Source organism: Photorhabdus sp. P32, from assembly GCF_038085095.1.
GTDB lineage: Bacteria > Pseudomonadota > Gammaproteobacteria > Enterobacterales > Enterobacteriaceae > Photorhabdus > Photorhabdus luminescens.
This window is the reverse complement of the sequence record NZ_JAZGJN010000270.1, coordinates 45,823-56,166: the sequence shown is the minus strand read 5'-3', so window position 1 is coordinate 56,166 and position 10,344 is coordinate 45,823. Positions and strand designations below refer to the sequence as shown.

Annotated in this window: 11 protein-coding genes and 1 pseudogene; 5 read left to right on the top strand and 7 right to left on the bottom strand. The window is 38.6% G+C overall.

Features of this window, described 5'->3' with window-relative positions; genetic code table 11:
• Nucleotides 1-251: zinc ABC transporter substrate-binding protein (locus V2H77_RS13590; RefSeq protein WP_341499228.1), on the bottom strand; the 251-nt coding region annotated here is incomplete at its 3' end.
• Nucleotides 252-509: 258 nt separating this feature from the next.
• Nucleotides 510-860: a nuclear transport factor 2 family protein gene (locus V2H77_RS13585; RefSeq protein ID WP_341499227.1), complete on the bottom strand. Its 351-nt coding sequence runs from the start codon at nt 858-860 to the stop codon at nt 510-512.
• Nucleotides 861-942: 82 nt separating this feature from the next.
• Between V2H77_RS13585 and V2H77_RS13580 the strand changes: the two genes are divergently transcribed.
• Nucleotides 943-1,173, top strand: coding sequence for a hypothetical protein (locus V2H77_RS13580; protein WP_341499226.1), 231 nt, complete (start codon nt 943-945; stop codon nt 1,171-1,173).
• A 150-nt stretch (nt 1,174-1,323) separates the two neighbouring features.
• Here the strand turns inward: V2H77_RS13580 and V2H77_RS13575 are convergent, their stop codons facing one another.
• The 3 genes from V2H77_RS13575 to V2H77_RS13565 all read right to left on the bottom strand — a co-directional run bounded on the left by V2H77_RS13575 (nt 1,324) and on the right by V2H77_RS13565 (nt 2,979).
• Nucleotides 1,324-1,830 carry a contact-dependent growth inhibition system immunity protein gene (locus tag V2H77_RS13575; protein ID WP_341499225.1) on the bottom strand — a complete coding sequence of 169 codons (507 nt, stop codon included), beginning with the start codon at nt 1,828-1,830 and terminating at the stop codon, nt 1,324-1,326.
• Nucleotides 1,831-1,988: 158 nt separating this feature from the next.
• Nucleotides 1,989-2,495 carry a contact-dependent growth inhibition system immunity protein gene (locus tag V2H77_RS13570; RefSeq protein WP_341499224.1) on the bottom strand — a complete coding sequence of 169 codons (507 nt, stop codon included), beginning with the start codon at nt 2,493-2,495 and terminating at the stop codon, nt 1,989-1,991.
• 127 nt (nt 2,496-2,622) lie between these two features.
• The gene (locus V2H77_RS13565) at nt 2,623-2,979 is read right to left on the bottom strand and encodes a hypothetical protein (RefSeq protein ID WP_088372774.1); all 357 of its coding nucleotides are present in this window, start codon (nt 2,977-2,979) and stop codon (nt 2,623-2,625) included.
• Nucleotides 2,980-3,472: 493 nt separating this feature from the next.
• Here V2H77_RS13565 and tyrP point away from each other — a divergent pair, with 493 nt between their 5' ends.
• Nucleotides 3,473-4,678, top strand: a complete 1,206-nt coding sequence (gene tyrP / locus V2H77_RS13560) for a tyrosine transporter TyrP (RefSeq protein ID WP_445935498.1) — start codon at nt 3,473-3,475, stop codon at nt 4,676-4,678.
• Between the two features lie 56 nt (nt 4,679-4,734).
• Here tyrP and V2H77_RS13555 read toward each other — a convergent pair whose 3' ends face one another.
• Complete coding sequence (locus V2H77_RS13555; protein WP_341499223.1) at nt 4,735-5,277, bottom strand: YfaZ family outer membrane protein; 543 nt, start codon at nt 5,275-5,277, stop codon at nt 4,735-4,737.
• A gap of 284 nt (nt 5,278-5,561) precedes the next feature.
• On the opposite strand from V2H77_RS13555, the gene V2H77_RS13550 reads away from it, so the two are divergent.
• Nucleotides 5,562-7,004 (top strand): catalase, encoded by a 1,443-nt coding sequence (locus V2H77_RS13550; protein WP_139654751.1) that lies wholly within the window; start codon nt 5,562-5,564, stop codon nt 7,002-7,004.
• A gap of 88 nt (nt 7,005-7,092) precedes the next feature.
• Here V2H77_RS13550 and V2H77_RS13545 read toward each other — a convergent pair whose 3' ends face one another.
• Entirely contained in the window at nt 7,093-7,533 is a 441-nt protein-coding gene (locus V2H77_RS13545) for a helix-turn-helix domain-containing protein (protein WP_341499222.1), read from the bottom strand.
• Nucleotides 7,534-8,063: 530 nt separating this feature from the next.
• Between V2H77_RS13545 and V2H77_RS13540 the strand changes: the two are divergent.
• Nucleotides 8,064-8,984 (top strand): annotated as a pseudogene (locus V2H77_RS13540) (MFS transporter); the annotation flags it as partial.
• 539 nt (nt 8,985-9,523) lie between these two features.
• Nucleotides 9,524-10,327: an inositol monophosphatase family protein gene (locus V2H77_RS13535; protein ID WP_341499221.1), complete on the top strand. Its 804-nt coding sequence runs from the start codon at nt 9,524-9,526 to the stop codon at nt 10,325-10,327.
• The last annotated feature ends 17 nt before the right edge of the window (nt 10,328-10,344 follow it).

Sequence of the window (10,344 nt, the reverse complement as noted above, 5' to 3'; positions counted from 1 at the left end):
TGCTGATTATAATTTGGCGAAATAATATTACTACAATTTTCATAATAATATTTGGCTTGATGATTTAAGAAATAAATATCATGCTCTTGAAAGTTTTCATCAAGAATAGAATGGTGCAAGTTATGGATTAATTCAGCTTCAAAATAACATGAAATATCCCTTCCTTTCAATTTTTTACTGTGAGTTTGTATATTCCTTATATAAGGTAGAGATAATGCTAACATCTTTATATATATTTCATTTTTTTTCATTTGCATACCTCATTAATACCAAGCATCATTTTCTTACCAGTAATGGTTTGGCGCCTACCGGAGTATTCTTAGTTTGCGTCTACAAACCGTTTTATAAAAGTTTTTCTATACACAATGAGTCACCAATTTTACGATATATTTCCTAGGCTGCTACCATACGATGATTTCCTTCCGCTATTTAATTCTCTTTTGCTTATGGCCGCTTGTAGGATTGCGTTTAATCCCTGAGCGACAACACTGACTCTGGCATACCCTAGTCTATAAGCCACACGATGTACCCTGATGAAAAATCAGCCGCCAATTATGTTCATTAGAAAATACCCAAGTTGATGACCTCAGTGCTGCATGACCACCGTCCTGATTGTGAGTTCTGTAAAGTATAATAACGCACATTTCTTCCACTATCGTCAGCCGGAAGTCAGAACTTACGATGCAATTAGTACTATTTTCAGCTATCAGGGCGTCAATCGTTTCACTGCGACCGACTAAGTGACCTAAGCGAGTTATTTCGAGAAAATCAGGATGAAGGATTTTCTCAAGCCATGCTCTGTCATACCGCCGGACACCGTGAAGACTACATTCCAGAGATGTTATTGTTTCAAGAAGCATATATCCTCCTGCATAGATATAGAAACTCGGATTTGCACCAAAAGGTGACATTTTAAATTTGGAATAACAAGGCGTTTTTCTGGTGATTATGCTGATCATCATGATGCCCCACGTCAAAAGTACTAACCTGGCGTCAATGCCTTTAGAACAAGGTTTAGTATTTTCGGCTATTCCCGTGGTATTCACCTCTTCTTGGATAATGCATCAAGAAGCGCCATACTTAATTGCTCGTCATTTGTATTTGGGGGCAATAAATAGTGGCCTCCTTGTAGATAAAAACTTGGCATTCGATAATCAGAAAAGGTCTCAATGAGGTAAGGCTTTTTTAGTAACTATTTAAACCTTTTTGAAATAATTAGCGGACACATAATAGTCATTACGAGTTCACTTTAATTAATTCTATAAATCAAAACTCATGACTAATCACTCATGACTAATCAGTACAAAAGCCGTTGTTTTATTATCAAACATAACTTCTACAACGTGAAAAAGCCAGCCGTAATGCCGTACCTACTTCCTCAGGGGAACTGTCTGCCGGAATGATGACATAATCAGATTCAACAATACCTTGCCCTGTCCAAAGTTCAAGTTTCTCATGACCATAAGGTTTAATAGTTATGACACCATCTAACAAGCGAATATCACAACTGTTCATCTTCTTAAATAACTGACGTCTTGAGCGATAGCGATAAAATCCCATCATCTCTGTAACCCACTGCTCGTATCGTTCTTTTCTTTTTTCATTATCTAAAAAATCTCCAAGACTCTCATAGGGAATAAATCGACTTTTAGAAAGAGCACTAAAAACCACAGCACCTAATTCTTCATCAGAAGTATCAGGAAATAACATATGGTTACCTCCTAAAGGGTCTAAATGCAAAGCACGATAACCGGAATAAGTTGTTACTGAATAAAAATCACCATTAAATACACATCCGGCATTCTTCCATCGTTCAAAAATCTCACTCATTATTTCACCACCGTGATTTTAGCAGTAAAGCTCATTAAATAATGCTTTAAACCTTTTGAGATAATTAGCAGACACATAATAGCTATTACGTGTCCACTTTAATTAATTCTATAAATCAAAACTCATGACTAATCAGTACAAAAGCCGTTGTTTTATTGTCAAACATAACTTCTGCAACGTGAAAAAGCCAGCCGTAATGCCGCACCAACTTCCTCAGGGGAACTGTCTGCCGGAATAATGACATAATCTGACTCGACAATACCTTGCCCTGTCCAAAGCTCAAGTTTTTCATGACCATAAGGTTTAATAGTTATGACACCATCTAATAAACAAATATTACAACTGTTCATTCTCTTAAATAACTGACGTCTTGAGCGATAGCGATGAAATCCCATCATCTCTGTAACCCACTGCTCGTATCGTTCTTTTCTTTTTTCATTATCTAAAAAATCACCAAGACTCTCATAGGGAATAAATCGACTTTTAGAAAGAGCATTAAAAACTGCACCCCTTAATTTTTCATCAGAAGTATCAGGAGATAACATATGGTTACCCCCTAAAAGGTCTAAATTCAGTGAACGATAACCCGAATAACTTGTTATTGAATAAAAATCACCATTAAATACACATCTGGCATTTAATCCTTGTTTAAAATCTGCACTCATTATTTCACCACCGTAATTTTGGCATTAATATTTTTTTCTTCGCAATAAACTATTGTACAATTATTTAGAGGATCTTAATTTCTAAGCTCTAATAATATTAACGGTTACTTTTACTCGATTTATTAATTTACTCCCTCTTAATATCATTACTTATGATATTAAGTGCTACAACTAATTGTAGTTTATTTTTCTTATACCTAAGCGTTTTTTCATATTGTGCCAAAGATATCTCTTCTAAAATTAATTTCTCTGAATTAATTCTGGATATTTCTACTGTCACAATTAGCTCCTTATCCAATAGAACAGTATACAAATCTTCACCTTGTTCTGGCACCCATTCTAACACAAATGCACTTTTAGTCTCTGGTCTCACTTCATACAAAAGTGAAAGTAACTCAGGGTTATCACCAGCAAACAACGACTTTCTTGATTGAAGCAATTGTTGACGATATTCTTTTTCTATTAACGAATCTATCAATTTCATTTTATTCTTCCCGGAGTTGTTGTAATTAGGTTACCATGTTTATCAGTTAAGATGGTTATAATATTAGTAGATTTGTTATCACTAAAATTAGATCCGCCGGGCTAACAAACTCTGAAGCATAAGCTTGCCCTGATATAGCGAATAGAACAGATACAATTAATTTCCTAAGACAAACAGATATACTTTCCATTGGTAATTTTTATTTCACCATACGTTAATTATTAAAACAATGAATAACGTCTTATTTTAATTGGTAATCTAGATGAAAATAAAAATCAATCTTATTTAAGTGTGAATAAAATCTTGTTTTTTAAATACTTAACAGGATAAGTAACTTTTTATATTTAATGAAATACATAATTTAGGATCATGCGAAAAGACAATTGTAATTATTTATTTACACTAAATGTAACCTTAATTTGACACAAATAAATTAATCCTTTAGCCTGCCTTTCTATAATGATTTCAATCAGTTCAGAAACTAGGGGAAAGCGTGAAGAATCGTACTCTTGGCAGTATTTTTATCGTAGCGGGCACGACAATTGGCGCAGGAATGCTGGCGATGCCGCTGGCAGCGGCCGGTGTCGGTTTTGGAACAACCTTCGTAATGTTAGTCGCTCTTTGGGTTTTGATGAGCTATACCGCTTTATTGCTAGTGGAAGTTTATCAATACAGCCCGGCCGATACGGGTCTGGGAACCGTGGCAAAACGTTATCTTGGTCGAGGAGGCCAATGGCTCACCGGTTTCAGTATGCTCTTCCTGATGTATGCCCTGACCACCGCTTATATCAGTGGCGCCGGTGAGTTGCTCTCAGGCAGTCTCTCTTCATGGCTGGATAAACCTATTTCTGTCTCATTTGGCGTGCTGATTTTTACCCTTGTCGCGGGTTGTGTTGTCACTATCGGTACTCAATCTGTCGATATGATTAATCGCCTGCTATTTACGGCAAAAATCATCTTTCTGGTTATTATGCTGACCGTCATGATGCCCCACATCAAAAGCACTAACCTGATGTCAATGCCTTTAGAACAAGGTTTGGTATTATCAGCAATTCCCGTGGTATTCACCTCTTTCGGTTTTCACGGCAGTGTGCCAAGTATCGTCAATTATATGGGAGGCGATACCCGCAAGTTACGCAAAATATTTGTTATCGGCAGTGCAATCCCATTAACTGCCTATATCCTATGGCAATTGGCAACATTAGGCGCCATCTCTTCTCATACTTTTGTCGGGATCTTAGCGGAACAATCAGGGCTGAATGGGCTATTGAAAGCCGTAAGAGAAGTTGTCGCGACGCCTCGTGTAGAGCTTGCTGTCCGTCTGTTTGCTGATTTGGCATTGGCAACCTCATTTCTTGGGGTCTCCTTAGGTTTGTTTGATTACATGGCAGATCTGTTCAAACGCCGTAACAACGCAACAGGCCGCCTGCAAACCGGCATCATTACTTTTGTTCCACCGCTACTTTGTGCTTTGTACTATCCAAACTTTGTGATGGCGTTAACTTTCGCCGCAGTAGCGCTGTCCATTCTCGCACTGTTACTGCCTTCCATGCTGGCATGGCGCAGCCGTCAAATTGAGCAAAGAGCCTATCGGGTAAAAGGCGGAAAACCCGCTTTGATTCTGATATTTCTTTGCGGGATTACGGTAATTACCATCCAAATTGGTATTGTCAGTGGTTTACTGCCAAAAGTGGGCTAATTAGACGTCGAAGCTGTCCGCATCAGAGATGGTGCGGACAGCATGCAAAAAGTAAATTAAAAATTCAAACCGGCACCGATATAAAATCCATCAGCCAATTTGTTATCCCTGTGTCCGTCTTTCCCTCTCATATTCATAACCCGATAACCGGCATCCACCGTCAACGGTTTAAATACGGTAAAACGTAAACCACCAGCAGCCTCAGCATAAGAATTAATACCCGAGGTTAATCTGGATGGCGCACCGTAAACTTCACCGTACAGAACTAAAGAGGGCATAACAGCCCAACTTAACCCCACACCTGCCGCTAATGCCTCACCATTTTTCCCATCTTTAGGGGATAAGTAGAGAGCCTTACCGCCAATGCTGGCAGTCAATGGACCGACAGGCAGGCTAAATGCCGTTCCTAAACTCCCCAGTTGCCCGTTATGATCACTGCGTGCCCAATTGCCGTTAAAAGACAAGCCAGCACTGTTATCGCCAATTGCCGCAGAAGTATTGGTGAAATGGCGACCAGCCTGAACATTCACGGAAATTGCATTCGCAGACTCAGCAATGAACAACAAACTGGTTGCTACCGCAGCAAGATAAATCTTCATTACATTTCCTCTTTATTTACTTAATGTTACACATCTTACGTAAATACAACTAAACCGATAGACAACAAAAAGAAATGAATCATCTATACTTACTAAATATGTGTGAATTCTTCATTCCATGTACTTAATAATTAACTATATGAATAATTTCGCATTAAATAGTAAATAAGAAAATAATAAATAAATTATAAAAAAACACAATATTTGCATTTCGCCATTGACCAGAACATTTTTCTTAATCAGCGATTCCGCTGTTTTTTTTCATGTAAAACAGGAGAAGTGTGATGAAAAAGAGAGGACTGACAACGAATGCTGGCGCCCCTGTCGTTGACAACAATAATGTCATGACCGCGGGCCAACGTGGTCCTATGTTGTTACAAGATGTTTGGTTCTTAGAAAAGCTTGCCCATTTTGATCGTGAAGTGATCCCAGAACGTCGTATGCATGCCAAAGGTTCTGGCGCTCATGGAATCTTTGTGGTTACTCACGATATTACTAAGTACACCCGCGCTAAGATTTTTTCTGAAATAGGCAAAAAAACCGAGATGTTCGCCCGTTTCTCAACCGTCGCCGGTGAGCGCGGCGCAGCAGATGCTGAACGTGACATTCGTGGTTTTGCCCTTAAGTTCTATACCGAAGAAGGCAACTGGGATTTAGTCGGCAATAATACCCCAATATTCTATCTTCGCGATCCACTGAAGTTCCCAGATCTTAACCATGTTGTTAAACGCGATCCTCACACTAATTTACGTAATCCTGCCTATAAATGGGATTTCTTCTCTCATCAACCTGAATCACTGCACCAATTAACCATTGATTTCAGTGACCGCGGGGTACCTAAATCTTTCCGCCATATGCACGGTTTTGGTAGCCATGCTTTCAGCTTTATCAACGCAGATAATGAACGTTTCTGGGTGAAATTCCATTTCCGTTGTCAGCAAGGCATTAAAAACCTGATGGATGAAGAGGCAGAAGCGCTGGTAGGTAAAGATCGTGAAAGTTCTCAGCGTGATTTGTTTAACGCAATTGAGCAAGGAGATTATCCACGCTGGAAATTAAAAGTTCAAATCATGCCAGAGAAAGAAGCTAATCTGTTGCCGTACAACCCATTTGATTTGACCAAAGTATGGCCTCACGGCGACTACCCGATGATTGATGTCGGTTATTTCGAGCTAAACCGTAACCCTGATAACTATTTCTCAGACGTTGAACAGGCTGCTTTCAACCCCGCTAATGTCGTGCCAGGTATCAGTTTCTCCCCTGATAAGATGTTACAAGGCCGTCTGTTCTCTTATGGTGATGCTCAACGTTATCGTCTTGGCGTTAACCATCATCAAATTCCGGTCAATACACCTCGCTGTCCGTTCCATAATTACCACCGCGATGGGGCAATGCGTGTTGACGGTAACAGCGGAAATACCGTGACCTATGAACCAAACAATGCAGGATTGTTCCAGGAGCAACCTGAATTCAAACAGTCATCATTGTCTTTAGAAGGAGATGCCGATCACTGGAACCATCGTCAAGATGAAGATTATTTCAGTCAGCCTCGCGGGCTATATAACTTAATCAGCAGTAAAGAGCATCAGCGTATGTTTGACCGTATCGCCAGTGAACTGTCACAAGCACATGAAGATACTCAACGCCGTCAGGTGGAGCTATTTAGGAAAGTTCATCCAGAATATGGCGCTGGTGTTGAAAATGCGCTGAAAAAAATCAAAGGATAGTGTCTAACAATACGTTTTTTTAACCGTCTCTGCCCATTATTACACGATAAATAATGGGCAGTACGAAGTGTTTAATTGAATATTTTCATCATGCCAACTTTTGCCACATATTATCTTTTTCAGCAAAAACCAATTTTTCTGCTTGCTGCTGGATATTGGTTTCTGACAACTTCCTCAGCATTTCACCAATATAACTTTGCTCATCAATTGATTCTGTGTAAAGAGAACGCAAAGCAACATCAGCAACCCTTGGAATACCAGACTGCCCCTTTTCCCAACGGGCAATTGTCTGAATATCGACGCCCAACAAGTTAGATAGGAGCTTTTGAGACATATTCATTTCAATGCGTAAAAAACGAACTTCTTCTGCTGACAGTGGGCGTTTCAAGGAAACTAATACCTTAGCAATTAAACGATGCAATTCATCAAGATTGTCGATATTGATATAAACTTCACCATCAATTATTTCCTGTTGAAATCCATTCGCTAACCAAATATTTGATAATCCACTTTCAACATAATGATACATAATATTATCCTTATTTAACTATCACCGTAATCATCACAAGTCAGGTCATATTCACATCTGCCTCTTTTTAAAATAATAACGACTTCAATTAATTCTCCCGATACAATGCCTTGAAGGTTGATTCTAGTCACCACCTGCCGTTTGATGGGATACAGAACTCGGAGAAAATTCTCTGATTACAGACGATCCATTTTATTCCACGAAAGCTCCCATCAAAAAGATATCTATCATTATGATAGAAAATAAAAATAAGACAAGGGAAACCAGGCAAATCCAACACCTATTTTTTGATCTGCTTGACGGAAAAATTTTAATACCATTATTTTTAAACTGCTAAGGTAAGAAGTGATTAGATTTATTTTTAATTAATTATAGTTATAGATTTCTACTTAAGAAATTACTAATTTGTAGTCCACCATTTTGCTAAAATGCTTTGGATTAGCTATCACGTCCATCCACTTTTTGGAGTGTATTGTATGCAATGGAATGTTATTCGAACACTAAGCTTGTGAGTTCTACTTTATCCACTAGGCATTGATCTCTATTTGGTATCTGTGCCAAACATAAAAGTACACCTATTGGCTTCTGATATAGAAATGAATTGGGTGTTTTCCATCTATCTCATAGGAGTTGCAAGCAGCTTATTACTTGCCGGAAAAACTGTAGACCGATTTGGCACATCGTTAACATCAGTGTTTGGATCAGCGTTGTTTATAGCATCATCAATATCGTGTGCAATCGCTCCTACTCAAGAAATTGAGTTGTTTATTGCCAGTAGATTTCTTCAAGGATGTGGCGGCGGAATATGTTATATAGTGGCACTTTCAACCGTGAGAAAATGTTCTTACGATAGTGATGAAAGAGTAAAAGCTTACTCTATCCTCAATGGTATTTCATGCACAGTGCCAATCTTGGCACCGAGTATAGGAGCGATAATTATTCTATTGGGATGGAAATTCATATTTTACTCTATGGCAGCTCTTGGTGTAATAGTTAGTACTATCTCTGTTAGCATGAGCAAGACCACCAAGCCATTTGAAGATTTCGGGAATAAAGTGCAGTCGATAAGCTCTTTTCTAGATCCCAACTTTATCAAGATGGTGGTTATTTCCTCTGTCAGCCTTACCAGTGTATTCACTTATATAAATATCAGTCCACTCGTACTGATGAGTAAATATGGCTTAACTACCAAAGAATATGCATTTTGGATGGGATTATTTGCAGCATTGAGCGTAACGACGTCTTTTAGTCTGTCTTTATTAAGACGTTGGATTTCCGATAGAAGTTTACTTAACATGGGACTCATTATACTGGGTTCTGCTGGATTCCAACTATACCCTATGGATTTCAAGATGCATCGCGACGGCAAGGGAGCGAATCCCCGGGAGCATAGCAAACTATGTGACCGGGGTGAGCGAGTGCAGCCAACAAAGAGGCAACTTGAAAGATAACGGGTATATACCAATTTGAAGATGTTTTGGGTGCTTATAGCTATTTGATAACTTTTTCACTAATAGGTATCATCAATTCTATTTTATTTACAATCACTCTAAATAGAGCTCTGGAACCTTTTAAGAATAATGCCGGTAGTGCTAGCGGCATTGTTCATACATCCCAATTAATGATTGCTGCTTGTTATATGTATATATCAGGGTTGTTCGATGTTGTTATACATGACATGATAGTCTTTCTATTAATTTTCGGTAGCTTACTGGGCTTGATATGTGTATATACAGTTGAGCAACAGCAGAGGCCAACAAACCAGTAATAACTTGTCAGTAAATAAAAGTCATATCCCTGACTTCCAATGTTATTGAAACAATATTTTTTATCGCATCTAACTATATAATATAGATGATTAGTTAAGTAATGCTAAGATACTCATATCAGTGAATTTAAAGACAATCTTGACGACTTCATGATGAAGACACTTCAAATGTAAGTAATGAAAATGGGTCACAACATGTGACCCATTATTAGGAGACGTAAAATGACAGATATGCTTAATATCGCACTCAGAGCGGTTAAAAAGGTTAAGACAATCACTCTAGATGGATTCAATGGCTCTCAAGAATTTGAATATAAACTCGATCGTTCTGTTGTAACGGATACTGATGTAAGAATCGAATCTGAAATTAGAAATCTTTTAGAGCAACAATGCCCGGGAGTCCCTATTCTTGGTGAGGAATTTGGATTGACTGGGTCTAATAAATTTGAAACTGGTTGGGTTATCGATCCTATTGATGGTACTCGGGCCTTTCTATATGGTGTGCCATTGTTCAGCACTCTGATCGCATTTGTCGAGAATGGCGAGCCTATTATGGGTGTTATTAGTTTTCCTGCTATTTCAACTATTGTGTACTCTTCGGAAGGACAGGGTTGTTGGATGAGTAATAACGATGTCTCATTACGCAGGCTTATTATTCAAAACGGTTCTCCAGATACAATTAGTAATGCCGTCATTTCTGCATCAGGGATACATAGTTCATCATACCATCTAGCCGATGGGGCAATTCCGTACAATCTCAATTCATTGGTGAAGACAGCTCGAGACTTTATGTTTATAAATGACTGTTATCAGCACTCAATGGTTGCAAGTGGTCGTATTCATTGTGCTATCGACACATTAATGAAACCGTGGGATAGCGCAGCTATTCTGCCTTGTATTAAAGAAGCAGGTGGAGATTACTGTACGTTAAATGGTAGTAGAGAAAACGTTATGTTTGGTGGCGGGTTGGTATCTGCCTGTAATTCACAGCTTTTAGATTCGGTTATAGCTTCGCTAAATTCATAGCATAATAAGCAGAATCG

Coding starts and splice junctions, on each gene's coding strand:
- V2H77_RS13550 (WP_139654751.1), top strand. CDS start 5,562: ATGAAAAAGAGAGGACTGACAACGAATGCTGGCGCCCCTGTCGTTGAC.
- V2H77_RS13545 (WP_341499222.1), bottom strand. CDS start 7,533: ATGTATCATTATGTTGAAAGTGGATTATCAAATATTTGGTTAGCGAAT.
- V2H77_RS13570 (WP_341499224.1), bottom strand. CDS start 2,495: ATGAGTGCAGATTTTAAACAAGGATTAAATGCCAGATGTGTATTTAAT.
- V2H77_RS13575 (WP_341499225.1), bottom strand. CDS start 1,830: ATGAGTGAGATTTTTGAACGATGGAAGAATGCCGGATGTGTATTTAAT.
- V2H77_RS13585 (WP_341499227.1), bottom strand. CDS start 860: ATGCTTCTTGAAACAATAACATCTCTGGAATGTAGTCTTCACGGTGTC.
- V2H77_RS13555 (WP_341499223.1), bottom strand. CDS start 5,277: ATGAAGATTTATCTTGCTGCGGTAGCAACCAGTTTGTTGTTCATTGCT.
- V2H77_RS13565 (WP_088372774.1), bottom strand. CDS start 2,979: ATGAAATTGATAGATTCGTTAATAGAAAAAGAATATCGTCAACAATTG.
- V2H77_RS13535 (WP_341499221.1), top strand. CDS start 9,524: ATGACAGATATGCTTAATATCGCACTCAGAGCGGTTAAAAAGGTTAAG.